This window comes from Mycobacterium sp. SMC-19, assembly GCF_045310815.1.
GTDB lineage: Bacteria > Actinomycetota > Actinomycetes > Mycobacteriales > Mycobacteriaceae > Mycobacterium.
Genome location: NZ_JBJIAM010000010.1, coordinates 65,755 through 90,602, shown reverse-complemented (window position 1 = coordinate 90,602; position 24,848 = coordinate 65,755). Strand labels below are relative to the sequence as shown.

General features: G+C 69.2%; 20 protein-coding genes and 1 pseudogene. 11 read left to right on the top strand and 10 right to left on the bottom strand.

What is annotated here, in order from left to right; genetic code table 11:
• Nucleotides 1-106 precede the first annotated feature (106 nt).
• On the bottom strand, nucleotides 107-4,240 hold the full coding sequence (locus tag ACJH5R_RS19785; protein ID WP_406782641.1) for a PE family protein: 4,134 nt from the start codon (nucleotides 4,238-4,240) through the stop codon (nucleotides 107-109).
• Between the two features lie 142 nt (nucleotides 4,241-4,382).
• Nucleotides 4,383-5,288 (bottom strand): adenylate/guanylate cyclase domain-containing protein, encoded by a 906-nt coding sequence (locus tag ACJH5R_RS19780; RefSeq protein ID WP_406759932.1) that lies wholly within the window; start codon nucleotides 5,286-5,288, stop codon nucleotides 4,383-4,385.
• A gap of 155 nt (nucleotides 5,289-5,443) precedes the next feature.
• On the opposite strand from ACJH5R_RS19780, the gene ACJH5R_RS19775 reads away from it, so the two are divergent.
• Nucleotides 5,444-6,562, top strand: coding sequence for an oxygenase MpaB family protein (locus ACJH5R_RS19775; protein WP_406782640.1), 1,119 nt, complete (start codon nucleotides 5,444-5,446; stop codon nucleotides 6,560-6,562).
• Here the strand turns inward: ACJH5R_RS19775 and ACJH5R_RS19770 are convergent.
• Genes ACJH5R_RS19770 through infC form a run of 4 tightly spaced genes read right to left on the bottom strand, consistent with a single transcriptional unit; the run spans nucleotide 6,559 to nucleotide 8,639 of the window.
• Entirely contained in the window at nucleotides 6,559-7,341 is a 783-nt protein-coding gene (locus tag ACJH5R_RS19770; RefSeq protein WP_406759930.1) for a TrmH family RNA methyltransferase, read from the bottom strand. The two genes, ACJH5R_RS19775 and ACJH5R_RS19770, sit on opposite strands and share 4 nt — an antisense overlap.
• 14 nt (nucleotides 7,342-7,355) lie before the next feature.
• Nucleotides 7,356-7,745 carry a 50S ribosomal protein L20 gene (gene rplT, locus ACJH5R_RS19765; protein ID WP_024442881.1) on the bottom strand — a complete coding sequence of 130 codons (390 nt, stop codon included), beginning with the start codon at nucleotides 7,743-7,745 and terminating at the stop codon, nucleotides 7,356-7,358.
• Between the two features lie 54 nt (nucleotides 7,746-7,799).
• On the bottom strand, nucleotides 7,800-7,994 hold the full coding sequence (rpmI, locus tag ACJH5R_RS19760) for a 50S ribosomal protein L35 (protein WP_046188963.1): 195 nt from the start codon (nucleotides 7,992-7,994) through the stop codon (nucleotides 7,800-7,802).
• A 27-nt stretch (nucleotides 7,995-8,021) separates the two neighbouring features.
• Complete coding sequence (infC, locus tag ACJH5R_RS19755; protein ID WP_406759959.1) at nucleotides 8,022-8,639, bottom strand: translation initiation factor IF-3; 618 nt, start codon at nucleotides 8,637-8,639, stop codon at nucleotides 8,022-8,024.
• 376 nt (nucleotides 8,640-9,015) lie between these two features.
• Here infC and lysX point away from each other — a divergent pair, with 376 nt between their 5' ends.
• The 5 genes from lysX to ACJH5R_RS19730 are packed head-to-tail and all read left to right on the top strand — an operon-like array spanning nucleotide 9,016 to nucleotide 15,314.
• Nucleotides 9,016-12,363 (top strand): bifunctional lysylphosphatidylglycerol synthetase/lysine--tRNA ligase LysX, encoded by a 3,348-nt coding sequence (gene lysX / locus ACJH5R_RS19750; RefSeq protein ID WP_406782639.1) that lies wholly within the window; start codon nucleotides 9,016-9,018, stop codon nucleotides 12,361-12,363.
• Nucleotides 12,364-12,422: 59 nt separating this feature from the next.
• Nucleotides 12,423-13,763, top strand: coding sequence for an alpha/beta hydrolase (locus ACJH5R_RS19745; protein WP_406782665.1), 1,341 nt, complete (start codon nucleotides 12,423-12,425; stop codon nucleotides 13,761-13,763).
• Nucleotides 13,760-13,885, top strand: a complete 126-nt coding sequence (locus ACJH5R_RS19740; protein ID WP_406759928.1) for a hypothetical protein — start codon at nucleotides 13,760-13,762, stop codon at nucleotides 13,883-13,885. Before ACJH5R_RS19745 ends, ACJH5R_RS19740 begins: the two co-directional genes overlap by 4 nt.
• 10 nt (nucleotides 13,886-13,895) lie before the next feature.
• On the top strand, nucleotides 13,896-14,135 hold the full coding sequence (locus ACJH5R_RS19735; RefSeq protein WP_406759927.1) for a PspA/IM30 family protein: 240 nt from the start codon (nucleotides 13,896-13,898) through the stop codon (nucleotides 14,133-14,135).
• 3 nt (nucleotides 14,136-14,138) lie between these two features.
• Nucleotides 14,139-15,314, top strand: a complete 1,176-nt coding sequence (locus ACJH5R_RS19730; RefSeq protein WP_406782638.1) for a winged helix DNA-binding domain-containing protein — start codon at nucleotides 14,139-14,141, stop codon at nucleotides 15,312-15,314.
• On the opposite strand, the gene ACJH5R_RS19725 is transcribed toward ACJH5R_RS19730, so the two are convergent.
• Complete coding sequence (locus ACJH5R_RS19725) at nucleotides 15,241-16,083, bottom strand: hypothetical protein (RefSeq protein WP_406782637.1); 843 nt, start codon at nucleotides 16,081-16,083, stop codon at nucleotides 15,241-15,243. The two genes, ACJH5R_RS19730 and ACJH5R_RS19725, sit on opposite strands and share 74 nt — an antisense overlap.
• A 124-nt stretch (nucleotides 16,084-16,207) precedes the next feature.
• On the opposite strand from ACJH5R_RS19725, the gene ACJH5R_RS19720 reads away from it, so the two are divergent.
• Nucleotides 16,208-16,849 (top strand): TetR/AcrR family transcriptional regulator, encoded by a 642-nt coding sequence (locus tag ACJH5R_RS19720; protein WP_406782636.1) that lies wholly within the window; start codon nucleotides 16,208-16,210, stop codon nucleotides 16,847-16,849.
• 13 nt (nucleotides 16,850-16,862) lie between these two features.
• On the opposite strand, the gene uvrA is transcribed toward ACJH5R_RS19720, so the two are convergent.
• Nucleotides 16,863-19,769 carry an excinuclease ABC subunit UvrA gene (gene uvrA, locus ACJH5R_RS19715; RefSeq protein ID WP_406782635.1) on the bottom strand — a complete coding sequence of 969 codons (2,907 nt, stop codon included), beginning with the start codon at nucleotides 19,767-19,769 and terminating at the stop codon, nucleotides 16,863-16,865.
• A 57-nt stretch (nucleotides 19,770-19,826) separates the two neighbouring features.
• Here uvrA and ACJH5R_RS19710 point away from each other — a divergent pair, with 57 nt between their 5' ends.
• On the top strand, nucleotides 19,827-20,513 hold the full coding sequence (locus ACJH5R_RS19710; RefSeq protein WP_406782634.1) for an MBL fold metallo-hydrolase: 687 nt from the start codon (nucleotides 19,827-19,829) through the stop codon (nucleotides 20,511-20,513).
• A 9-nt stretch (nucleotides 20,514-20,522) separates the two neighbouring features.
• Here ACJH5R_RS19710 and ACJH5R_RS19705 read toward each other — a convergent pair whose 3' ends face one another.
• Nucleotides 20,523-20,969: a universal stress protein gene (locus tag ACJH5R_RS19705; protein WP_406759921.1), complete on the bottom strand. Its 447-nt coding sequence runs from the start codon at nucleotides 20,967-20,969 to the stop codon at nucleotides 20,523-20,525.
• Nucleotides 20,970-21,147: 178 nt separating this feature from the next.
• On the opposite strand from ACJH5R_RS19705, the gene ACJH5R_RS19700 reads away from it, so the two are divergent.
• Entirely contained in the window at nucleotides 21,148-22,773 is a 1,626-nt protein-coding gene (locus tag ACJH5R_RS19700) for a glycosyltransferase family 39 protein (RefSeq protein WP_406782633.1), read from the top strand.
• Nucleotides 22,774-22,781: 8 nt separating this feature from the next.
• Here the strand turns inward: ACJH5R_RS19700 and ACJH5R_RS19695 are convergent, their stop codons facing one another.
• Complete coding sequence (locus ACJH5R_RS19695) at nucleotides 22,782-23,141, bottom strand: Rv2640c family ArsR-like transcriptional regulator (RefSeq protein WP_406759919.1); 360 nt, start codon at nucleotides 23,139-23,141, stop codon at nucleotides 22,782-22,784.
• A gap of 102 nt (nucleotides 23,142-23,243) precedes the next feature.
• Between ACJH5R_RS19695 and ACJH5R_RS19690 the strand changes: the two genes are divergently transcribed.
• Entirely contained in the window at nucleotides 23,244-23,639 is a 396-nt protein-coding gene (locus tag ACJH5R_RS19690; RefSeq protein WP_406782632.1) for an ArsI/CadI family heavy metal resistance metalloenzyme, read from the top strand.
• Nucleotides 23,639-24,838: pseudogene (gene arsB / locus ACJH5R_RS19685) on the top strand (ACR3 family arsenite efflux transporter); the annotation flags it as partial. The gene ACJH5R_RS19690 and the pseudogene arsB, both read left to right, overlap by 1 nt.
• Nucleotides 24,839-24,848: the final 10 nt, after the last annotated feature.

Here is a 24,848-nt window from a genome sequence, read left to right as displayed (position 1 = left end):
GAAACTCCCCCTACTGGCTGTGATTTTGGCTGAGACGCAAGCGTCGATCTTATCGACATGACGACGAAAGCCCCGCACGCGGTGTGCGGGGCTTTCATCGTGTGGGTTAGCTCCCGGACGCCGGGGACTTGGCCGGCGCGCCCGCACCACCGTCCGCACCCGTACCGCCGGTTGTGGTGGTGGGTGCAGTGGGCTTGACCGGGGTGGTGCCCTTGTCGGAGCCGGACGCGCCGCCGATGCCACCGGTACCGCCCGAGCCACCCTTGACGCTGCCGATGCCGTCACCGCCGTCACCGCCGTTGCCGCCCTTACCGCCGGCCTCGGTGGCGGCACTGTTGCCACCGTTACCGCCGTTGCCGCCGGCGCCGACGATGACGCCCTGGCCGTTGGTCGGAGCGGTGCCGCCGCTGATGAGCTCGCCGCCGTCGCCGCCGTTGCCGCCGATGCCGCCGGCCCCGCCGGTGCTGCTGCCTCCGGGGCCGCCGTTGCCGCCGTTGTGGGCCCGCCAGGTTGCGTCGCCGCTGTCGCCGCCGTTGCCGCCATTTCCGCCGTCACCGGTGGTGCCGGTGCCGCCGGCCCCGCCGTTACCGCCGTTGCCGCCGGAGCTGAACACGTTGCCGCCGCTCGTACCGAGAGCGCCCGTGCCGCCGTCACCGCCGTCGCCGCCGGTCTTGCCGTTGCCACCGGCGCCGCCGTTGCCGCCACTGCCGCCGAAGTTGAGAATCTGGCCCTTGCCGGCCAGGTTGCCGTTGACGTCGTTCCAGCCGGTACCGGTAGCACCGTCTTGGCCGTCGCCGCCGTCGCCGCCCTTGCCGCTGGTGCTGGCGCCGCCGGCACCGCCGCTGCCACCGGTGCCGCCGGTGATGGTGCCTTGGCCGGCCGTACCGCCGTCGCCGCCGGCACCGCCGTTACCGCTGTCGCCGGCGTCCTTGGCGGTGTCGGTTGCGGCGCCACCGGCGCCACCTGCGCCGCCGGCACCGCCCCAGATGACGTTGGCGTTGGTGCTGGGGTCGGTGATGGCGCCACCGGCACCGCCGGCACCGCCCGCACCGCCGTCGTAGTCGCCGCCGACGGACGCTCCACCGGCGCCGCCGGCACCACCGGCACCGGAGACACCCAAGATGGTGCCGGAGCCGAACTTGCCGCTGAAGCCGTCGATGCCCCAGGTGCCGTCGGACTTCCAGCCGGTCGCGACGGCGCCGTCACCACCGGCACCGCCGTCGCCGCCCTTGCCCAGACCGGTGACCGCGCCACCCTTGCCGCCGGCACCGCCAGCGCCGCCATATTGGGTACCGGTGGTGCCGTTGCCGCCGTCGCCACCCGAACCGCCATTGCCCTTGACCGCGCCGCCGCCGGCGCCACCGGCACCGCCGTTGCCGCCCTTGGTCAGGGTGTTGGGGTCAGTGCCGGCGGGCTTGTAGGCGTTGCCGCCATCACCACCGTTGCCGCCGCTGCCGGTCACGGTACCGCCGGCACCGCCATTGCCGCCCGCGCCGCCATTGCCACCGGTGGTCGGGTTATTGACGGTGGGGTCGCCGGGGTTGCCGCCGCCCGGAGGCTCGATGTAGCCGCCGCCGTCGCCGCCGTTGCCGCCGTTGCCGTTGTTGCCGCCGGTGCCGCCGTCGCCGCCGGCGCCGCCGTTCGGGTGGAGGTGGTCGATGGCGGCGGCACCGTCGCCGCCGTCGCCGCCGTGCACGCCGCTGTAGTCGGCGGCGACCCCTGCGCCGTCGGTGCCCTTGGTGCCGGCTGCGCCGCCGGTACCGCCGGTGCCGGCCGCGCCCGCGGCGCCGCCCTTACCGACCGCACCGGTGTTGCCGGCGTTGCCGCCCTTGCCGCCGGAGCCGTAGTCGTACTGGCCCTTCTTGTCCCAGTCACCGTCGGCGCCGTTGCCGCCGTTGCCACCCGCACCGCCGGCACCGCCGTCACCGCCGTTGCCGCCGTTGCCGTTGACGCCCTTGGTGCCGGACGTCGACGCGCCGCCGTTGCCGCCCGCGCCGCCCTTACCGCCGTCGAAGCCGGCCCCGCCGGTGCTGCCGTTGCCGCCGGCGCCGTTGTTGACACCGGCCGTGCCATCGCCGCCGTTGCCGCCGGTCACACCGTGGTCGCCATCACCGCCGTTGCCGCCGAGGCCGCCCTTACCGCCGTTGCCGGAGTTAGAGGCACCACCGTTGCCGCCGACGCCGCCGTTGCCGCCGACGCTCTGGGAGCCCTCGCCGCCGTTGCCGCCGTTGCCACCGTTGCCGCCGTTGCCGGTCGTTCCGGTGCCGCCGTTACCACCGGCACCGCCGTTGCCGACGTTGTGGCTGTCGCCACCATTGCCTCCGTTGCCCCCGGAGGTGTGGGTGGCGTCGGCGTTGGCGCCGTCGCCACCGGCGCCGCCAACGCTGGGTTCGGTGGGCCTGCCGCCCGCAGCGCCCTCGGCACCGTCATTGGCGCCGGCACCACCGGCCGCACCGCCCTGGCCACCCTTGCCGCCGGCGCCGTTGTCGCCGGCGTCGCCGCCGTTACCGCCGTTGCCCGTACCGCCGTTCGCCCAGGTACCCGCGGCACCCTTACCGCCATCGCCGCCCGCGCCGCCCGCACCCCCGGCGCCACCGGCCCCGCCGTTGCCGTACTTGCCCGCGACGCTGCCCGCGCCGCCGCCGGCAGCGCCGCCTACGCCACCCTTACCGCCCGTACCGCCGTTCAATCCGACGGTGCCGGGACCGCCTTTGCCGCCGTTACCGTCCGCGCCGTTCTCAAAGCTGCCGGCCGCGCCGTCGTTGCCTGCGGCACCCTCGTGCCCGGCGCCGCCGGCCCCGCCGACCCCGCCGTTGCCGCCGTTGCCCGCCGTGGTGCCACCGGCACCGCCGGCGCCACCGATACCGCCGGTGCCGCCCTCGGCGTCGTCGTAGGCACCGCTGAGTCCACCGGCACCACCGATGCCGCCCGAGCCGCCGTTGCCGATCTTGCCGCCGTCCCCACCGGTGCCGCCGGCGCCGCCAGTGCCGGCTTCATACGTCTCGTCGAACCCGGCACCTCCGGCGCCGCCGGTACCGCCGGCACCACCATTGCCGGTGTCGCCGGCGTCAGCGCCGGTGCCGCCCTTGCCGCCCTCGCCTGCCTCGTGGGTGGCGTCGGCGTCCGCGCCGGCACCGCCGGTACCGCCCTTGCCGCCGTCGCCAAGGATCGCGCTGTTGTCGGCACCGGCCGCGGCCTTGCCGCCGAACGCCCCGCCCGTGCCGGCGTCGCCGCCCTTGCCGCCCATTCCGGCCGCGCCACCGTTGCCGCCGTCGCCGCCGTTGAGGTGCGTGGCGTCGCCCGCTGCGCCGGTACCGCCCTGACCACCCGCTCCGCCGATACCACCGGCACCGCCCGCGCCGGCGCCGCCGAGCAGGGAACTGGCGCTGCCGCCCTTGCCGCCATTGCCGCCGGTACCGCCGACGCCGCCGACACCACCGGTGCCATTCGTAGCCCAATCGCCGGTCGTCCCGGTCTCACCCACCTGGCCAGCACCACCGGCACCGCCTGCACCACCAATGCCGAACATCCAGCCGTTGGCGGCGCCGCCGTCACCGCCGTCACCGCCCAGACCGCCGACGCCGCCCGCGCCGCCGATGCCCATGATCGAGCCGCCCAGGCCGCCCGCGCCGCCGTCGCCGCCCAAACCGCCGACGCCACCGGCGCCGCCGTTGCCGAACCAGCCCGCGTTACCCCCGACGCCGCCACCGATGGCCGCGTCCGCGTCCTCGTCGGCGCCCGCGGAGTAGCCGGCGCCGCCGTCACCGAACCAGAGGCCGCCGTTGCCGCCGTTGACGCTCTCCGCAGTGCCGTCCGCACCATTGCAGATCAGGCCGCAGTAATCCGGATTCGTGTTCAGCGAGTTGACCATGTCGATGAACCAGGCGTTAGCCGAGTTGTCGATAAAGGACTCCATGGAGGTGTGGAGCGGCTGGTAGACCAGCGCGTTCCACAGCAGCGACATGCTGAACTCCGGGGTCGTGTCAGCGGCGGAACCCGGGTCTGCCGACGCGTTGAACCACGATCCGATGTCCCAGGCGTTGCTGTCCCAACCGCTGCCCGAGTCTGAGACCGGGGTGAACAGGTCAGTCAGCCAGTCGAAGTCCCAGTCGGCGCGAGCCGTGGGAGCCGCCGCTAGCGGGGCCATGCCGAACGCCAGGAACGCCGCCGCAGTACCGCCGGCACCTACCAGCCGATTCGTCTTACGGCGGTTGTTCCGACGCTGCTGCCGACCTGACATGATTCCCCGCTTCTGCGTTAAGGCGACCTGTGTAAACCGGCCAAATAGTTATGTTGCTCACCGCAGGGTATTCCAAGGAACGGGGTTCATCCACTCGTGCGCGGCAATCTGACCGGCCCACAAGGAAGTTAATGACGTGCAATCAGTCGGGGTCTGAGGAGCTCTGGCGAACTGCCTTCAGGCGGTACATCGTCAGATCCGCCGGGACGCCGCTGGTCTTGGCCGCGAGCACCTGACGGCGCGCCCGCTTGGCAACCACACCCAGCTCATCGAGGGCGGCCGGATCGATGCGTTCCAATGTCGGCCCGGAGATCACGATGCCGCCCTTGGTGGCACGCTCCATGACCCGGGCGGCGATATTGACGTCCACGCCGAGCCAGTCGTCGGCCAGCCGCTGCGGCCGGCCGGTGTGGATGCCGACCCGCATCCGCGGTGTGTGCCCGTTGACCTCGACCTCACGGATGGCCTCTTGTGCCTCCAGGACAGCGGCCACCGCCACCAGCGGGTCCCGGAACACGGCCATCAGGCCGTCACCCATCCGTTTGACGATGCGGCCACCGGCGTCCAGCACCGGCGGCTCGATCGCGCGCGACACCCGTCGCAACAGAGTGAGGGTGGCGTCGTCGCCGGACCGTAGCGACCACGTCGAGAAGCCGACCAGGTCGGTGAAGACCAGCGTCGCCTCGGCGCTGCCCGGCGCCCGCGACATCCGTTGGGTCAGGGCCTGCCAGACCTGCAGGGCGCCCAGGCTGACTTCGCGGGAGGCCGCCGAGCGATCTCCCATCAGGCGGTCGGCCGCCCGCGCAGCGGTCTGCGGTCCGCCATCCCCGGCGGTCGACAGCGGGTCGCCGAACTCCGGGTCGCCGGGCAGCACCCGCCGCACGCGCCGGACCAGATCCACGATCCGGACGTCGTTGGTGGTGCGGTTCAGCCAGGCTGCGGCCTCATCGAGGGAGAACGACGGGCGGCGGTCGGGGCTGGGCTGGTCGGGCATCGCCACCGCCTCCCCGAGCCCATCAGCCTGCCGAGGGGCCGGCTCGAGGTCCATGAGACTCAGGGTAGGTGGCGCCCGCCGACACCGGCAACGACCGCCACAGTGGCACACGCCACGGTCGGCGATTTTGGCGCGACGCGCCACACCTAATGTAGACAACGATCGTTGTCACAATTATCGTAGTTTCAGGTTCCCAGACAGGAGACGTGATGACCGTTACGCCGACCGCGTCCGTTGAGCAGGCCCCGGCGCCCGCCGACGAAAACACCCCGAGCGCTGCCACAACCGCTCCCAAACCCGCTGCCGCGGTGGAGCCGTTGAACTCCGATTCCTTGACGTGGAAGTACTTCGGCGACCTGCGCACCGGAATCATGGGCGTGTGGATCGGCGCCATCGAGAACATGTACCCCGGTCTGGGCGCAGGCGTGACCGAGCACTCCAGCATCTTGAGCGAGCCGATGCAGCGTGTGACGCGGTCGGTGTACCCGATCATGGGCGTGGTCTATGACGGCATCCGGGCCCAGCACACCGGCGCCTCGATCCGCGACTACCACCGCGACATCAAGGGCGTTGACGAGAAGGGCCGGCGCTATCACGCGCTGGACCCCGACACCTTCTATTGGGCGCACGCCACGTTCTTCATGCTGATCATCAAACTCGCCGAATACTTCGACGGCGGGCTGACTCTGGCCGAGAAGCACCAGCTCTTCGACGAGCACGTGCGGTGGTACCAGATGTACGGCATGAGCATGCGCCCGGTGCCGAAGTCCTGGGAAGAGTTCTGCGAGTACTGGAACCGGGTGTGCGAGGACGAGCTGGAGCTGACGCCGGCCGCCATCGACATCTTGAACATCCGCATCCCCAAGCCGTGGTTCGTCCCGATGCCCGACGCGGTGTGGCACCAGATGTTCAAGCCGGCGCTGGCCGCCCAACGCTGGGTGGCGGCCGGACTGTTCGAGCCGGTGGTGCGGGAGAAAGCCGGTCTGCGCTGGTCAGAAGGCGACGAGGTGCTGCTGCGGCTGCTGGGCAAGGTCAGCCACGTGGCATTCAGCTTCGTGCCCGACGAGATTCGGCTGCATCCGCGCGCGCTGGCCGGATACCGACGCGAGCAGGGCAAGATCCCCAGCGACACGCCGCCGATCGAAGCCCCGTGGTTCAGCGGACCGCCAAAAGACCGGCGGCGCAGCGGGATGCACTACGTCCCGCCGGTGAGCCAGGGCATGAAGCTGGTCGAGCGGGCCGGGGCGCTGATGCACAGCACCTTCTCGCTGGCCGCCGGCAGCGGCCTGACCCCGCGACCGCCGCGCCGCAAGCCCAAGGCCGCCTAAGCGCGGCGCTGGGCGCGCGCGCTCTGGTAGAGGCAGATCGCTGCTGCCGCAGCAACATTGAGACTCTCGGCGCCGCCTGCCATCGGGATGTGCACCCGGTGATCAGCGGCGGCCGCCGCCTCGGCCGGCAACCCCTGGGCCTCCGGACCGAACAACCACGCGGTGGGCGCGACCAGCACCGGATCGGCGTCGTCGAGGCTCAGTTCGCCGTCCAGGGCCGTCGCCAGCACCTGCAGGCCGGCCTGTCCCAATGCGGTGAGCACGGCGTCGGTGTCGGCGGCCACCACGACCGGGATGTTGAAGATGCTGCCCGCGGACGAGCGCAGGCACTTGCCGTTGTAGGGATCGACGCTGTTGCCGGTCAGCACCACCAGATCGGCGCCAGTGGCGTCGGCGATGCGGATCAGGGTGCCGGCGTTACCGGGCTCGCCGACGCCTACGGCCACCGCCACCAGTCGCGGAGCCTCGGCCAGCAATGTGGCCAGGTGCGCCTCGGCATGCGCGCACACCGCGACCAATCCGGCCGGGGTGACGGTGTCCGACAAGGCTTTTGCGGCGCGGTCGGTGACCAGTTGGACCGGTACCTGTGCGCGGGCCAGCAGATCGTGATGACGTTGCGCCGCCGATTCGGTGGCGAAGACCTCCAGGACCAGGCCGCGAGCGATCGCGGCCTCGATCAGATTGGGCCCCTCGGCCAGGAAGCGCTGTTCGCGCTTCCTGGCCACGTGCCGATGCAGTTTGACCGCCGCGACCACCCGGGCCGAACGTTCGGTCAGCATCGGCTCGGTTCGGGTCAGGCAGCCTCGCCGGACGGCGCGTTGACATCCTCGGGCAGCGCGGCCCGGGCGACCTCGACCAGCGCGGTGAACGCGGCCGCGTCGCTGACGGCGATCTCGGCGAGGTTCTTGCGGTCCACCTCGACACCAGCGGCCTTGAGGCCCTGGATCAGCCGGTTGTAGGTGATGTCGTTGGCGCGGGCCGCCGCGTTGATGCGCGAGATCCACAGCTTGCGGAACTCACCCTTGCGGGCGCGACGGTCCCGGTAGGCGTAGGTCATTGAGTGCAGCTGCTGCTCTTTGGCCTTGCGGTACAGCCGCGACCGCTGGCCACGGTAACCCTTCGAAGCCTTCAGGACTGTACGGCGCTTCTTCTGGGCGTTGACTGCGCGCTTCACGCGTGCCATGGGGTGTTCCTACTCTCGTTGGGCGTAAGGGGATTGCAGTGCGGAAAGCGGCTGTTAGCCGTTCAGCATCGCGTTGACGCGCTTGGTGTCGCTGGCAGCCACCTCGGTGCGACCGGCCAGCCGGCGCATGCGCTTGCTCGGCTTGTGCTCGAGCAGGTGGCGGGCGTTGGCCTTCTGCCGCACGATCTTGCCGGTTCCGGTGCGACGGAACCGCTTCGAAGCGCCGCTGTGGGTTTTCGCCTTAGGCATGTTTCCTCAGTTCTGGTGTCGGGTTTTTCAGTTCTCGGGCTGCGGCTCTGCCGCGTCCGCCGCGGGGGCGGGTGCGGGGGCTGGCTGAACCGAGCCTCCGCCGGCATCCTCTGCTGCCTTGGCACGGGTTTTCGCGCCGCGGTGCGGTGCCAGCACCATCGTCATGTTGCGTCCGTCCTGCTTGGCGGAGGTCTCGACGAAGCCGTACTCGGCGACGTCGGCACCCAGCCGCTGCAGCAGGCGGTAGCCGAGTTCGGGCCGAGACTGCTCACGGCCGCGGAACATGATGGTCACCTTGACCTTCGCCCCGGCTTCGAGGAAGCGGACCACGTGGCCCTTCTTCGTCGCATAGTCGTGGTCGTCGATCTTGGGACGCAGCTTCTGTTCCTTGACGACGGTCTGCTGCTGGTTCTTGCGAGACTCGCGCTCCTTCTGAGCCGCCTCGTACTTGTACTTGCCGTAGTCCATGATCTTGCAGACCGGCGGTTTGGCGGTCGGTGCGACTTCGACAAGGTCGAGATCGGCATCCGCGGCGACGCGAAGCGCATCCTCGATGCGCACAATGCCTACCTGCTCCCCGCCCGGGCCGATCAAACGAACCTCAGGTACACGAATGCGCTCGTTGACGCGGATCTCAGTGCTGATGGGACCTCCTTGGGTAGTCTTCGGTCGCGGCCGCCGCAGTGTTCGTCCGGACGCAGCGGCGCTGACCCCACCCACCAGCAAAAAAGCCCTGCACGAAGCAGGGCCCATACCGACCGATCACGGCCTGAATAACATCAAGCCGCCTGCGCACCGCGCAGAGCAGGCGGTTCACACCGCCTGCGACCGGACCACTGAGCCTGTAAGGATTGCTCCTCGGCTAGTGGTGGGAGGGAACTCCACTTGCTGTCCTGGCGTACGCCGGGACGGTCGCGTTAGGGAGTCTAGCAGCTGTACAGCGCTGCTTCCTCCCGGCGATCGCGCACACCGGCGATTCCTCACATACATTTCGAGGTTTTCCTGCTTATTCTCGCGCCTTATGACATTGACTGTGCCGCCCGGGCCGCGCTCGCGTAGCCGCGCGACCACCCGGTTCCACTGGGTGCCCGCGGCGGCCGCCTGGGCCGTCGGTATCGCCGCCACCTTGTCGCTGCTGGCGAGCATGTCACCGGTGATCCGGTGGGCGATCCGGGTGCCGCGCGAATTCATCGACAAGTACCTGTTCAATTTCCCCGACACCAGCCTGGCCTGGGCATTCGTCCTGGCGCTGCTGGCCGCCGCCCTCAGCGCGCACAAACGCATCGCCTGGTGGCTGCTGATCGCCAACCTTGTGGTCGCCGGCGGCTGGAACGTCAGCCGGCTGGTGTCGGACACCTCCGACCGGTTCCAGGTCATCAGCGGCCTCGCGGGTCTGGTGCTGCACGTGGTCGCGATCGTGGTGCTGGTGGCCGCCCGCGGTGAGTTCTGGGCCAAGGTGCGGCGCGGAGCGCTGCTCAAATCCGCCGCGACGCTGGTCGCGGGCTGGGCGGTGGCGATCCTGCTGTGCTGGGGGCTCATCGAGCTGTTCCCGGGGACGGTGACACGCCCGCTGCGACTGCCCTACGTGGTGAACCGGGTGGTCGGCTTCGGCCTGCTCGAACCGGACTTCTTCCCCGGCAAGCCGGACTTCGGGCTCAAGGCCCTGTGCGGTCTGCTCGGGGCGCTGGCCCTGATCATCGCGGCCATCGTGCTGTTTCTGTCCCAGCGCTCCGACAATGCCCTCACCGGGCAGGACGAGTCGGCCATCCGCGGGCTGCTCGAGCAGTACGGCAAGAACGATTCGCTGGGCTACTTCGCCACCCGCCGCGACAAGTCGGTAGTGTTCGCCCCCAACGGGCGCGCCGCCATCACCTACCGGGTCGAGGTGGGCGTCTGTCTGGCCAGCGGTGATCCGGTGGGCGACCCGCGGGCATGGCCGCAGGCCATCGCCACCTGGCTGCGGGTCTGCAAGGACTACGGCTGGGCGCCCGGAGTGATGGGCGCCAGCTTCGCCGGCGCGCAGGCCTTCCGCGACGCCGGCCTGAGCGCCCTGGAACTGGGCGACGAGGCGATCTTGCGGCCCTCGGAGTTCAAACTGTCCGGACCGGACATGCGTGGAGTGCGCCAAGCGGTCACCCGGGCCCGCCGCTCGGGCCTGACGGTGCGGATGCGCCGGCACGGCGAGATCGGTGCCGAGGAGATGACGCGAGTCATCGAACACGCCGACGAGTGGCGCGACACCGAATCCGAGCGCGGGTTCTCCATGGCGTTGGGCCGCCTCGGCGATCCGGCCGACGCCGACTGCCTGCTGGTGGAGGCCGTACGCGGCGATCCGCGCACCGGTGAAGTAGTGGCGATGCTGTCACTGGTGCCGTGGGGGCACAGCGGGGTGTCGCTGGATCTGATGCGCCGCTCCCCGCAATCCCCCAACGGCACCATCGAACTGATGGTCAGCGAGTTGGCACTGCAGGCCGCGACCATCGGCGTCAGCCGGATCTCGCTGAACTTCGCGATGTTCCGCGCCGCCTTCGAGCAGGGTGCGCAGCTGGGCGCCGGTCCGGTGCTGCGCCTGTGGCGCCGGCTGCTGATGTTCTTCTCCCGCTGGTGGCAGCTGGAGACGCTGTACCGCTCGAACATGAAGTATCGGCCGGATTGGGTGCCGCGCTACGCCTGCTACGAGGACGCCCGGCTGATCCCCCGCGTCGGGGTGGCCTCGGTGATCGCCGAAGGCTTTCTGGTGCTGCCGTTTTCGCGGCGCAACGAGCAGCACACCGGACACCACTCCGCCGTGCCGGCGACGATGGCCGCATCCGGGCGGCTGCACAGCGACGGGACGGCGCCCGACGACGTCGCCGGCGGTACTGCCGGCGAGTCCACCGAAGCCGCCGGGATGCTCCCCCGGCTGCCCGAACAGGTCCGCGTCCGGATGGCCAAGCTGAAGTCGCTGCAGGACAACGGCGTCGAGGCCTACCCGGTGGGGACCCCGCCCAGCCACAGCGTGAGCCAAGCCCTGGCCTGCGGCACCGAGGAGACCGTGTCGGTGGCCGGGCGGGTGTTGCGGATACGCGACTACGGCGGCGTGCTCTTCGCCCAGCTACGTGACTGGTCGGGTGAGGTGCAGCTGCTGCTGGACGACTCGGTGCTCGCACAGGCCGGCGGCGATGCGCGCGCCGCGGACTTCAGCGCGGGTATCGACCTCGGCGACCTGGTCGAGGCGACCGGCCGGATGGGTCACAGCCGCAACGGGACACCGTCACTGCTGGTGCAGAACTGGCGGCTGGTCGGCAAATGCCTGCGCCCGCTGCCCGACAAATGGAAGGGCCTGACCGACCCCGAGGCCCGGGTGCGGACCCGCTATGTGGACCTGGCGATCAACACCGAGGCGCGCGAGCTGATCGCAGCCCGCAGCAAGGTACTGCACTCCATCCGAGACACCTTGTTCGGCAAGGGATTCCTGGAGGTCGAGACCCCGATCCTGCAGCAGCTGCACGGCGGGGCCAACGCGCGGCCGTTCGTCACCCACATCAACGCCTACGACCTGGACCTGTATCTGCGGATCGCCCCGGAGCTGTACCTCAAGCGGCTGTGCGTGGGCGGGGTGGAGCGAGTGTTCGAGCTGGGACGGGCATTTCGCAACGAGGGCGTCGATTACAGCCACAACCCGGAGTTCACCCTGCTGGAGGCCTACCAGGCGCACGGCGACTACCTGGCCTGGATCGACGGGGCACGCGAGCTGATCCAGAACGCCGCGGTGGCGGCCAACGGCGCGCCCGTGGTGATGCGCCCCGGAGCCGGCGGCGCGCTGGAAGCGGTCGACATCTCCGGGCAGTGGCCGGTGCGCAGCGTGCACGACGCGGTGTCCGACGCGCTCGGCGAACAAATCGACGCCGGCACCGACCTGGCCACGCTGCGCCGGTTGTGCGACCGCGCCGGCGTCCACTACCTGCGGCAGTGGGATGCCGGGGCGGTGGTGCTCGAACTCTACGAGCACCTGGTCGAGGCCCGCACCGAACAGCCCACGTTCTACACCGACTTCCCCACCTCGGTCTCGCCGCTGACCCGGCCGCACCGCAGTAAGCCGGGTGTTGCCGAGCGGTGGGACCTGGTGGCGTGGGGCGTGGAGCTGGGCACCGCCTACAGCGAGCTCACCGATCCGGTGGAGCAGCGCCGCCGACTGCACCAGCAGTCGCTGCTGGCCGCCGGCGGCGACCCGGAAGCCATGGAGCTCGACGAGGACTTCCTGGCGGCCATGGAGTACGCGATGCCGCCCACCGGCGGTCTGGGCATGGGCGTGGACCGCGTCGTCATGCTCATCACCGGCCACAGCATCCGCGACACGCTGCCCTTTCCCCTGGCCAAGCCGCGCTGACCGGCATTCCGGTTCATCATGGAAGGGTGATCTTGGCGAGTGGCGAACACACCTCGCTGATGCACGGCTGGATTCCGGTCACGGTGCAGGCGGCGGCGGTGCTGTCGCTGATCCTGGCCGTGGGCTGGCGGTCGCGCCGCTGGCTGTTGCGGCTCCCGCTGATCGGCGGCCTGGGCCTGGCGGCGGCGGGGTTCGCGTACTGGTTCGTCACCGACGACGGCCTGTCCGGCCAGCCGCCACCAGTCACCCTGTGGGTGTGGATCGCGCTGACCGGCGCCGCCGCGGCATTGCTGGTCTTGGGCTGGCGCGGCGCGGCCTGGTGGCGCCGCGGCATCTCCCTGCTGGCGGTGCCGCTGTGTCTGCTCAGCGCGGGATTGACGCTTAACGCCTGGGTCGGCTACTTCCCGACCGTCCAGAGTGCCTGGGGCAACCTGACTTCCGGGCCGCTACCCGACCAGAGCGACATCGCCGCGGTAACCGCGCTGGCCGGGGCGGGCACACTGCCCACGCACGGCCATGTGTTGCAGGTGTCGATTCCCGCCGACGCCTCACATTTCAAGCACCGCGGCGAACTGGTGTACCTGCCGCCGGCGTGGTTCACCCAAAGTCCACCGCCGGCACTGCCGGCCGTGATGATGATCGGCGGCGAGTTCAACACGCCCGCCGACTGGCTGCGCTCCGGCGGCGCCATCAAGACCGTCGACGACTTCGCGGCCGCCCACCACGGCAATGCCCCGGTCCTGGTGTTCGTCGACTCGGGCGGTTCCTTCAACAACGACACCGAATGCGTCAACGGGCCCCGCGGTAACGCCGCCGACCATCTGACCGAGGACGTGCTGCCGTATGTGATCTCGCACTTCGGCGTCAGCGCCGAACCGTCGCACTGGGGTGTGGTGGGCTGGTCCATGGGGGGCACCTGTGCCATCGACCTGACCACGATGCACCCGGACAAGTTCAGCGCTTTCGTGGACATCGCCGGCGATCTTCGCCCCAACGCGGGAACCCGCTCCCAGACCGTCAGCCGGCTCTTCGGCGGCAGCGCCGACGCCTGGGCGGCGTTCGACCCGGCGACGGTGATGGCCAAGCACGGCCGGTATTCCGGGGTTTCGGGATGGTTCGCGGTCAACGGCAGTGCCGCGGCGAACGATGTCGGCGGTCAACTCGCCGCCGCGCGGTCACTGTGCGCGCTGGGCCAGGCCAACGGCATCGACTGCGCCGTGATCACCGAACCGGGCCAGCATGACTGGCCGTTCGCCGGGCGGGCCTTCGCCAACGCCCTGCCCTGGCTGGCCGGCAACCTGCATACTCCTGGCGTGCAATCGGTTCGGCTTCCCGTGGTGGCGACCCGAGACGCTGCCGAGCCGGCACCTGTCCCCCACGTCCATCCCGCGAGTCGGTGAGCCGCGCGATGCTCGGCGAGGAGCGGTGCATCACCGCCCGACCGCGCAATGCCGCCCTGCTGGCGAATCTGGCCGGCAGCGTCGCGACCGCGTCCGCGCTGCGCAGCGCCCGCCGCCGGTAACGTGTCCACCATGGGTGACGATCCGAATAACCCGCAGCCCGACACCGGATACGACGACGCCGGCGTGCCGACGTTCGACTCGGTGCGCGAGAAGATCGAGCGCCGCTATGAGACCTCGATCGGCGCCCAGGAGCTGGATTCTGAGACACCCGAGGGCCGCACCGTCGAGAAGGAGTTCGAAGACCGCCAGCGCGCGGCGGCCGACCGGCTGGAGCAGATCCGCAAGTCGATGCACGAGGGTGAGCACTGACCGGTGCGGACCTTCACGATCGCCGAACGGCGAAACCGTTTGGCACGCCGGCATTTTCTTGCCCCCGACGCCGCTGGTGAGCCGATAGACCGGATCGCGGCCACCTTGGTCGGGCTGCACGCCACCGATCCTGCGACCCCGTACCTGTCGCTGTGGGCGCGACGCTCGGAGTTCGCCGTGGCGGACTTGAACGACGCACTGTATGAAAAGCGCTCACTGGTCAAGCATCTGGCGATGCGCCGCACCCTGTGGGTGTTCGATCCCGCCGATCTGCCCGCCGTGCAGGCCGCGGCTAGCGACCGGGTGGCCGACACCGAGCGGCGCCGGCTGATCGCCGATGTGGCCAAAGCGGGTGTGGCCGCTGACGGCGAGAAGTGGCTGACCCAGGCCGCCGCCGCGGTGCTACGCCACCTCGAGGAGAACGGCCCAGCCAACAGCGCCGCGTTGCGTGCGGCCCTGCCCGAACTGGCCGGCACCTACGATCCCGCGCCCGGTAAGTCCTACGGCGGCCAGACCCATCTGGCGCCGCGCGCGCTGACCGTGCTCGGCGCGCAGGGCCACATCGTGCGGGGCCCCAACGACGGAGGCTGGACCTCGTCGCGGCCGCAGTGGACGACCGCTGCGAGCTGGCTCGGTGATCTCGGTGCCCCGCTGACCACCGAGCCGGCGCAGACCCAACTGATCCGAACCTGGTTGTGGGCGTTCGGCCCGGCCACCGCCGAGGACATCAAGTGGTGGTTCGGCACCACCAAGACGGCGGTCCGCAGGGCGCTGAGTGAGATCGGCGCCGTCGATGTCGACCTACACGGCACGCCCGGCTATGCGCTGGCCGACGACCTGGAGCCCGAACCCGAGGTCGAGCCGTGGGGTGCGCTGTTGCCGGGGCTCGATGTCACCACGATGGGCTGGTATCAGCGCGACTGGTATCTGGGCGAGCATCGCGGCCAACTCTTCGACAACAACGGCAACGCCGGGCCCACGGTGTGGTGGAACGGCCGGATCGTCGGCGGCTGGTATCAGAATGCGGCCGCCGAGGTGCAGCTGCAGCTGCTCGAAGACCCGGGCGCCGACGCCCGCGAGGCGCTGGCGCGCCGGGCGCGCGAGCTCACCGCGTGGCTGGACGGGGTGCGGGTTCCGCCGCGGTTCCCGTCGCCGCTGGTGAAGGCGGCACAGCGCTGAGGGCGTCGTCTCGCGAAGCGATGAACTGCTTCTTGAGCATCGCGTACCCCCAGGCCAGCACCAGCCAGGGCGCGATCAACCACGGGCTGTTCAGCAGAATGAACTTCAGGCCCAGATCCATGAAGCTGGCCGTGTTGATCGACGGGAAGCCGGCGAGGATCTCGGTGCCGTAGTAATACCAGGTCAGGACTGTGTGCGTGACCGCCGTCGACATCACCAGCAGGGTTCCCCGGTAGTCGGTGAACTTGGACCGGAACAGCAGGACGAGTCCGGTGACGCCCACGCAGGCATTGATCACCGACAGCACCTCGATCATCAGGAAGTTGGGTTCGGCGTCCAGGTAGCGCAGGTCACCACCGTCGATGTAGTTCCACCAGGGATACGCCCACGCCGCATCGCGGGCGCCGGCGATGGCCTTGTGCAGGATCAGCCAGCCGAGCTCCCAGCTCAGATGCGTGACGTAGGAGCAGATCACGAACGGCAGAACCACCGCCTGGAGGCGCTGAAATCGGGTCCACGTCCGAAGCGACGGTAGCGGCAGGAACGCCGCAAAAATGCCCAGGAAGTAGGCAGCGGTCGCCTGCACGACCATGGCGTCGGCGATGAGGGGACGGTCGAGACCGCTGTGAAATGCCAAGTAGCTGTACACCGGAAACGCCAGGGCCAGCGAGCCGAAAGCCACCAGCCAGACGATGCGCAGTCCGCGCGACCGCGGAAGTGTCGCCGAAATCTGCGGTGAGTTGTCCCGGCTCAGCTCTGCGGTCGCCATCAGCGCACCTCTCCTGTCTCGATCGGCAGTAATCATGATTCTGTTACCCAGAATCATGATTACTGTGGCACCGTAGCACCTCGTGAACACTGGGCCAACGGTCGATCGAGAGCAGGGGGTGGCCATGGGAACGAACCGATCCACGCCGCCGGTCGCCGACATGGCCGACGCACGCAGGGCCATGTATCACCAGCAGATCGTGGCCGCGGCCGAGTACGAGTTCAGTCGCACCGGCTTCGCCGACGCACGGGTGAGCGACATCGCCAAGACCGCCGGGGTGTCACTGGCGACGGTCTACAAGTACTTCGGCGGCAAGGACGAGATCTGGGACGCCCTCAACGCCGCGCGCATGCAGGAGTTCGTCGCCGCCGTGCGCGCACGCACCGACGAAATCGGCTCCCCGCTTGAGGCGATCCTGGTCGGAGCGCGTGCCGAGGTTGAATTCTTCGCAGCACACCCCCATTTTCTGCAGCTGCACATCAATGAGGGCCTCAGCTGGGCATCGGCTTCAACCGAATTGGGCCGCGGTGGTCAGCGGGCAGCGTGGCGAACGGGTATGGACATGATCACCCGAGCGGCCGAGGTCGCGGCGGATGCAGGTCAGATCACCCACCTGCCTCCGCGAATCGCTGCGGCACTGGTCATCTCGGCCTTGCAGATTTGGCTCACCGACTGGGTCGCTGCGGGCAAGACGGAGCCGATAGCGGAGGTGGCCGACGCTGTCGTGCGGCACTTGCGAGTCACCCTCGGCGCCCCGCCGGCCTAGTCGAGCACGGGCCCTAGGCGCTGGCCTTGCGCCGCCGTTTGACGGCCTCGGCGGGTTTGGCTGGTGCGCCGAGGATTTCGGCGAGAAACTTGCCGGTGTAGCTCTCCGGCACGGCCACCACGTCCTCGGGTGTGCCGGTGGCCACAACCGTCCCGCCCCCGGCGCCGCCTTCGGGACCCATGTCGACGATCCAGTCCGCGGTCTTGATCACGTCCAGGTTGTGTTCGATGACGATCACCGTGTTGCCCTTGTCGACCAGACCGTTGATGACCACCAACAGTTTGGCGATGTCCTCGAAATGCAGTCCGGTAGTGGGCTCGTCGAGGATGTAGACCGTCCGACCGGTGGAACGCTTCTGCAGTTCCGAGGCCAGCTTCACCCGCTGCGCCTCTCCCCCGGACAGCGTCGGCGCGGGCTGGCCCAGCCGCACGTAGCCCAGCCCGACGTCGACCAGGGTGCGCAGGTAGCGGTGGATCGAGGAGATCGGCTCGAAGAACTCCGCCGCCTCCTCGATCGACATGTCCAGCACCTCGGCAATGGTCTTGCCCTTGTAGTGCACCTCCAGGGTCTCCCGGTTGTAGCGGGCCCCGTGGCAGACCTCGCAGGGCACATAGACGTCCGGCAGGAAGTTCATCTCGATCTTGATGGTGCCGTCGCCGGTACACGCCTCGCAGCGGCCGCCCTTGACGTTGAACGAGAACCGGCCGGGCTGATAGCCGCGCACCTTGGCTTCGGTGGTGGCGGCGAACAGGGTGCGGATCTTGTCGAACACCCCGGTGTAGGTGGCCGGGTTGGACCGCGGCGTGCGCCCGATCGGTGACTGGTCGACCCGCACCAGCTTGTCCAGGTGATCGAGGCCGGTGATCCGGGTATGCCGGCCGGGGACCAGCCGGGCGCCGTTGAGCTTGTTGGCCAGCACCGTCGCCAGAATGTCGTTGACCAGGGTCGACTTGCCCGAGCCGGACACCCCGGTGACCGCGGTGAGCACGCCGAGCGGAAACGCCACGTCGACACCGGACAGGTTGTGCTCGCGCGCACCGACGACCCCGAGTTGGCGCTTGGCATCCACCCGCCGGCGATTCTCGGGAACCGCAATGCTTTTCGCGCCGGACAGGTAGGCGCCGGTGATCGAGTCGGTGTTGGCCAGCAGGTCGCTGTAGGGACCGCTGTGCACGATCTTGCCGCCGTGCTCACCGGCCGCCGGGCCGATGTCGACGATCCAGTCGGCGTGCGCGATGGTGTCCAAGTCGTGCTCGACGACGATCAGGGTGTTGCCCAGATCGCGCAACCGCACCAGGGTTTCGATCAGCCGCCGGTTGTCGCGCTGATGCAGCCCGATCGACGGCTCATCGAGCACGTAGAGCACCCCGACCAGACCCGAGCCGATCTGGGTGGCCAGCCGAATGCGTTGCGCCTCACCACCGGAGAGCGTTCCAGCGGCCCGGGACAACGTCAGATACTCCAGGCCGACGTCGAGCAGAAAACTCAGCCGGGACTGGATCTCCTTGAGCACCTGCCCGGCGATGGCCTGCTCGCGCGGGCCCAGGGTCAGGGCGTTGAGGAAGTCCGCGCAGTCCGCGATCGACAGCTCACTGACCTGCGCAATGGACTTGCTGCCATAGTCGCCCGCGGCCATCGTCACCGCCAGGATCTCCGGCTTCAGCCGGGTGCCGGCACATTCCGGGCACGGCACGTCACGCATGAATCCGGCGTAGCGTTCCTTCATCTGCTCGGATTCGGTCTGCTCCATCTTGCGCTGCAGGAACGCCATCACACCTTCGAAATCGGTGTAGTACGAGCGCGTCCGGCCATACCGGTTGCGGTAGCGCACGTGCACCTGCTCGTCGGAGCCCTCCAGGATCGCCTTGCGGGCCTTGGCCGGCAGTTTGCGCCACGGGGTGTCGACGTCGAAGCCCATCGCCTCACCGAGGCTGGCCATCATCCGGGTGAAGTACTCACTGGTGGGGCCCATCGACCACGGCACCACCGCGCCCTCGGCCAGGGTGCGATCCGGGTCGGGCACCACCAGGTCGGCGTCGACCTCCTTGCGGATGCCCAGGCCCACGCACTCCGGGCAGGCCCCGTAGGGCGAGTTGAACGAGAACGACCGCGGCTCCAGGTCGTCGACGGACAGGGCGTGTCCGTTGGGGCAGGCCAGCTTCTCGGAGAACCGCTGCTCGCGGTGCGGGTGATCGTCGTCCCGGTCGACGAACTCCAGCACCACGATGCCGTCGGCCAGCCCCAGCGCAGTCTCCACCGAATCGGTGAGCCGCTGCTTGGCCGACTCCTTGACCGTCAGGCGGTCGACGACCACCTCGATGTCGTGCTTCTCCTGCTTCTTGAGCTTGGGCGGATCGGTCAGCGAGTGCACCACGCCGTCCACCCGCACCCGGCTGTAGCCCTGGGTGTTGAGCTTCTCGAAGAGATCGGCGAACTCCCCCTTGCGGGTGCGCACCACCGGCGCCAGCACCTGGAACCGCAGGCCCTCGTCCATGGCCAGCACCTGGTCGACGATCTGCTGCGGGGTCTGGCGGGCGATCCGCTCGCCACAGACCGGGCAGTGTGGGGTCCCGGCGCGGGCGTAGAGCAGCCGCAGGTAGTCATAGACCTCGGTGATGGTGCCGACCGTCGAGCGCGGGTTGCGGTTGGTGGACTTCTGGTCGATGGACACCGCCGGCGACAGTCCCTCGATGAAGTCGACGTCGGGCTTGTCCATCTGGCCAAGGAACTGGCGGGCGTAGGCCGACAGGGATTCGACGTAGCGACGCTGGCCCTCGGCGAAGATGGTGTCGAAGGCCAGCGACGATTTACCCGATCCGGACAGCCCGGTGAACACGATCAGCGCGTCACGCGGCAGGTCCAGATCCACACTGCGCAGATTGTGTTCCCGCGCACCCTTGACGATCAGCCGGTCAGCCACGGGTCCATGCTAGGTGGCCCTACCGACAACCAGCTCAGGGCCAGTACCGTGACGGGCATGACCTCCCAGATCGCGGTGGACGACAACTACACCGGACACGTCGAACCCGGAACCGCGGCCAGGCGCACCCTGCCCGGGGCCACCATCATCAAGACCTCGGTGGGCCCGATGGACAACAACGCCTACCTGGTGACCTGCACCAACACCGGCAAGACGCTGCTGATCGACGCGGCCAACGACGCCGAGAACCTGGTGGCGCTGGTGCGCGAGCACGCCCCGGACGTAGCACTGATCGTCACCAGCCACCAGCACTTCGACCACTGGCAGGCGCTGACCGCGCTGGCCGAGGCCACGGGGGCTCCGACTGCCGCGCACGCCCTGGACGCCGAGCCGCTGCCGGTCACCCCGGACCGCACCCTGGCCGACGGCGACACCGTGACCGTCGGCGACCTGACCTTCGACGTGATCCACCTGCAGGGCCACACCGAGGGATCGGTGGCGCTGGCCCTGGACGGCGCGGCCACCGGTGGTGTGACGCAACTGTTCACCGGCGATTGCCTGTTTCCGGGCGGCGTTGGAAAGACTTGGCAGCCCGGGGATTTCGAGCGTCTGCTGGGTGACGTCAGCCGCAAGGTGTTCGACCGTTTCGGTGACGACACCGTCGTCTATCCCGGGCACGGCGATGACACCGTTCTGGGGGTCGAGCGCCCGCACCTGGCGGAGTGGCGCGAGCGGGGTTGGTGAACCCGCCGGCTAGCCGGTGGTGTGAACGATCAGCACGTCGATCTTGGAGCGCCGCGACACGTTGGCCGGAACCGAACCGAGCAGCCGCCCGGCGATGGTGCTCAGGCCGACGTTGCCGACCACCAGCAGGTCGGCGTTGACCGACTCCGCCAGCTCCACCAGCGCGTCGACCGGAGCGCCCACGATGGCCTTCTCCTCGACCTCGTAGGCGCCGGCATTGATGGCCCGCTCCTTGGCCTCCTTGAGGATGGCGTAGATCGGGGCATTGCCCGACGCCTTGTAGCCCTCGTCCTTCAGAGCGTCCGCCGCGCGGGGGTCGTCGGCGTGCGGCAGGTAGGCGGTGGCGATGACGACCTTCGCGCCTTCACCGGACGCCAGATGGGCCGCGCGGTCGACGGCGCGCAGCGACGAGTCCGAGCCGTCCGTACCGACCACCACGGTCTTGTAGCCGCTCATTCGTAACCCTCCCGGTGCATTTGTCGCCTGTTCGCAAATTGAGCCATGGCGACATTAACGCGTCGACGGCCCCGATGGGGGCGATTGGCGTCACATGTCATTTGCGGCGCGGCGCGCACAACCCTCTGACCGGCCAGGAAACCCCGCGTATCGGCCCTCGTGACGTAGCTGACATGCCGTGTCGAACGGTAGCGTGGAATGTCATCACCGTCACCGCGACCGACAGCGCACGCCGTTGAGCCAGGTTCTGAACCCGGCACCGGTGCGGATCGATGCGGGCCCGCCACCGTGTCCGCCACGCACGCCGCGCTCACCGGATGCGACCGTAATCGCCGTCGCGGCAACGCTGATCAGCGCCATCGGCGCGAGCCGGCCGTCGCTGTGGTTCGACGAAGCGGCCACCATCTCGGCGGCGACGCACCGTTCACTACCGGAGCTGTGGCGAATGCTGACCCACATCGACGCGGTGCACGGGCTGTACTACCTGGTGATGCACGGCTGGTTCGCGGTCTTCCCCGCGACCGAGTTCTGGGCGCGGGTGCCGAGCAGTCTGGCGGTCGGAGCCGGCGCCGCCGGTGTGGTCGTACTGTCACGCGGGTTCACCGGACGGCAGGTATCGGTGTGCGCCGGTGCGCTTTACGCGATATTGCCGCGGATGACATGGGCGGGCGTCGAGGCGCGCCCGTACGCGTTCTCCGCGATGGCCGCGGTCTGGCTCACCGTGCTGTGGGTGGCCGCGGCCCGGCGCAACACCGTGCGCCTGTGGGTGGGCTACGGCGTAGCGGTCGTGGCGGCGACGCTGCTGAACACCTTCACCGTCTTGTTGATCGCGGTCCACGCAGTGGCGCTGCGTGAGGTGGGCGGCGAGGGTTCGGCGAGACGGAGATGGGCTGCGGCGGCAGGTATCGCGCTGGCCACGCTGGCCCCGTTCCTGTGGTTCGGCCAGGGGCAGATCCGGCAGGTGGCCTGGATCCGGCCGCTGAATCCACGCACCGTCATCGAGATCGTCCAGCAGCAGTACTTCGACAACAGTGTGCCGTTCGCCATCCTGGCGTGGCTGGTGCTGGTCGGCGCCGTCGTCGCCGTTCGGAACGGCACCCGACAGGCTCCCGAGGCCGACACGCGTCGACTGGCGGTGCTGTGCGTGACCTGGATGGTGATCCCGACGGTGGCCACGCTGGCCTATTCGGTGCTGGTGAAACCTGTTTATTACCCGCGGTATTTGATCGGCACGGCTCCGGCGATGGCGATCGCGCTGGCGATCGCGGTCACCACGATCGCCGGCTCGCGCCGCGTCGTCATCGGCGTCGTCGCACTGCTGGCGATCGCGGCGGCGCCCAATTACGTTGCCAATCAACGCGATCGCTACACCAAAGAAAAGGGCTGGGACTACAGCGCGGTGGCCGACGTGATCGTCGCGCACGCCCAGCCGGGAGACTGCCTGCTGATCGACAACACCACCAGGTGGCTACCCGGCCCGATCCGGGCGCTGACCGCCGCGCGTCCCGAGGCGTTCGCGAAACTGACCGACCCCGGCCTGGGGCCGCATCGCCAAACCCTGGGGCGGCTGTGGGACGGCCACCTCGCGGTGTGGGCACTCAAAGACCAGTTCGACCGATGCCCGGCGATCTGGGCGATCACCGATCACGACCGCAGTCTGCCGGCCCACCAAGCGGCCGTCGCGCTGCCGGTGGGCGCCCGATTCGCCCGTACCCCCGACGGCCGGATGCTGCGCGCGCTGGGCTTCTACGTCGTGGAACGCTGGCAGTTCACCTTCGCCCAGGTGATCAAGGCCAGCCGCTGAACACCCCTCTAGGTACAGCAGTTGGGGTCCAGGGCCGCGCACAAAGCCTGTAAGGCATCCGGACGCACCCGGTGGAACATGTTCATCCCCCGCCGGTCCGACACCACGAAACCGGCCTTACGCAGCTGCGTCAGGTGGTGGCTGACGGTGGATTCACTCAAGCCCAAAACCGCGGCCAGGTCGCCGGACTTCTGCTCTCCGGCCGTCGAGCTGAACAGATACGACACGATCTTGACCCGAACCGGATCCGCTAACGCCTTGAGCCGCAACGCGATCTGCAAGGCGTCAGCGTCAGTCATGGGCCCCGCGGCGACCGGGGCGCAACACACCGGCGAGGTGGTGTCGATCACCGGCAGCGCTTTGGGCATGCATCCATCATGACACAGTTCATTGACATATATCGAAAAGGTGGGAATGCTGACCCCAGGATCACTAGTTCGACATATGTCTCACAACCGGAGGTGGTTGCCATGTCCCGCTTACAACTCGCACTCAACGTCGATGACCTCGATGCCGCGATCGCGTTCTACTCCCGGCTGTTCGATACCGAGCCGGCCAAGGTCAAGCCCGGCTACGCCAATTTCGCGATCGCCGACCCGCCGCTGAAGCTGGTCCTGCTGGAAAGCCCAGGTCACGGCGGGACGCTGAACCACCTCGGCGTCGAGGTGGCCTCGAGCGAGATCGTCCACCAGGAGATCGCCCGCCTGGGCGAAGCCGGCCTGTTGACGGAGACGGAAATGGGCACCACCTGCTGCTACGCCGTCCAGGACAAGGTCTGGGTGAGCGGCCCAGACCGCGAACGCTGGGAGGTCTACACCAAGATCGCCGATGCCGAGTCCGCCGCAACCCCGGGCTCGTGCTGCTGATGGGCGACCACGCAACCTCTACAAGACTGTCCACCCTGGACCGATTGCTGCCGGTCTGGATCGGACTGGCCATGGTCGCCGGCCTGGCCCTGGGGCGGATGATCCCAGGTCTGGGTGACAGCCTCAGCGCGGTGCAGGTCGACGGGATCTCGCTGCCGATCGCCGCCGGACTGCTGATCATGATGTATCCGGTGCTGGCCAAGGTCCGCTACGACCGGCTCGACGCCGTCACCTCCGATGCGCGGCTGCTGCTCAGCTCGCTGCTACTGAACTGGGTTGTCGGTCCGGCGGTGATGTTCGCCCTGGCCTGGCTGCTCCTCGCCGATCTGCCCGAATACCGCACCGGGCTCATCGTGGTCGGCCTGGCCCGCTGCATCGCCATGGTCATCATCTGGAACGACCTGGCCTGCGGTGACCGCGAAGCCGCCGCCGTCCTCGTCGCGCTCAACTCGGTCTTTCAGGTCGTCATGTTCGCGGTGCTGGGCTGGTTCTACCTTGCCGTGCTCCCCGGCTGGCTGGGACTGCCGCAGACCAGCATCGAGGTCTCGCCGTGGCAGATCGCCAGATCCGTGGCGATCTTCCTCGGCATACCGCTGGCGGCCGGATATCTGACCCGCCGTTTGGCCGAACGCGCCAAGGGCCGCAGCTGGTACGAGAGCCGGTTCTTACCGCGAATCGGGCCCTGGGCGCTGTACGGACTGCTCTTCACGATCGTCATCCTGTTCGCGCTGCAAGGCGATCAGATCACCCACCAGCCCCTCGACGTGGTCCGCATCGCGCTCCCGCTGCTGGCCTATTTCGCGATCATGTGGGGCGGCGGCTACGCCGTCGGGGCGGCGCTCGGCCTGGGTTATGCACGCACCACCACCTTGGCGTTCACCGCCGCCGGCAACAATTTCGAACTCGCCATCGCGGTGGCGATCGCCACCTGGGGCGCCGCCAGCGGGCAAGCCCTGGCCGGGGTGGTCGGGCCCCTCATCGAGGTCCCCGTCCTGGTCGGCCTGGTCTACGCCTCGCTGGCCCTGCGGAACCGTTTCGCCGCACCCACCAGACCCAGCGTGCTGTTCGTCTGCGTGCACAACGCCGGTCGCTCGCAAATGGCCGCCGCACTGCTGCGCCACCTCGCCGGTGACCGCATCGAGGTCCGTTCCGCCGGCACCGAACCCGCCGACCAGGTCAACCCCTCGACACCGTCCGCGCCATCCGCGA

Bases quoted from the DNA above. Each gene is read 5' to 3' on its own strand.
- ACJH5R_RS19690 (WP_406782632.1), top strand. From the start codon at position 23,244: ATGTCCCGCTTACAACTCGCACTCAACGTCGATGACCTCGATGCCGCG.
- ACJH5R_RS19705 (WP_406759921.1), bottom strand. From the start codon at position 20,969: ATGAGCGGCTACAAGACCGTGGTGGTCGGTACGGACGGCTCGGACTCG.
- ACJH5R_RS19735 (WP_406759927.1), top strand. From the start codon at position 13,896: ATGGGTGACGATCCGAATAACCCGCAGCCCGACACCGGATACGACGAC.
- ACJH5R_RS19695 (WP_406759919.1), bottom strand. From the start codon at position 23,141: ATGCCCAAAGCGCTGCCGGTGATCGACACCACCTCGCCGGTGTGTTGC.
- ACJH5R_RS19775 (WP_406782640.1), top strand. From the start codon at position 5,444: ATGACCGTTACGCCGACCGCGTCCGTTGAGCAGGCCCCGGCGCCCGCC.
- ACJH5R_RS19770 (WP_406759930.1), bottom strand. From the start codon at position 7,341: ATGCTGACCGAACGTTCGGCCCGGGTGGTCGCGGCGGTCAAACTGCAT.
- rplT (WP_024442881.1), bottom strand. From the start codon at position 7,745: ATGGCACGCGTGAAGCGCGCAGTCAACGCCCAGAAGAAGCGCCGTACA.
- ACJH5R_RS19725 (WP_406782637.1), bottom strand. From the start codon at position 16,083: ATGGCGACCGCAGAGCTGAGCCGGGACAACTCACCGCAGATTTCGGCG.
- ACJH5R_RS19710 (WP_406782634.1), top strand. From the start codon at position 19,827: ATGACCTCCCAGATCGCGGTGGACGACAACTACACCGGACACGTCGAA.
- rpmI (WP_046188963.1), bottom strand. From the start codon at position 7,994: ATGCCTAAGGCGAAAACCCACAGCGGCGCTTCGAAGCGGTTCCGTCGC.
- ACJH5R_RS19780 (WP_406759932.1), bottom strand. From the start codon at position 5,288: ATGGACCTCGAGCCGGCCCCTCGGCAGGCTGATGGGCTCGGGGAGGCG.
- ACJH5R_RS19785 (WP_406782641.1), bottom strand. From the start codon at position 4,240: ATGTCAGGTCGGCAGCAGCGTCGGAACAACCGCCGTAAGACGAATCGG.
- lysX (WP_406782639.1), top strand. From the start codon at position 9,016: ATGACATTGACTGTGCCGCCCGGGCCGCGCTCGCGTAGCCGCGCGACC.
- ACJH5R_RS19720 (WP_406782636.1), top strand. From the start codon at position 16,208: ATGGGAACGAACCGATCCACGCCGCCGGTCGCCGACATGGCCGACGCA.
- ACJH5R_RS19745 (WP_406782665.1), top strand. From the start codon at position 12,423: ATGCACGGCTGGATTCCGGTCACGGTGCAGGCGGCGGCGGTGCTGTCG.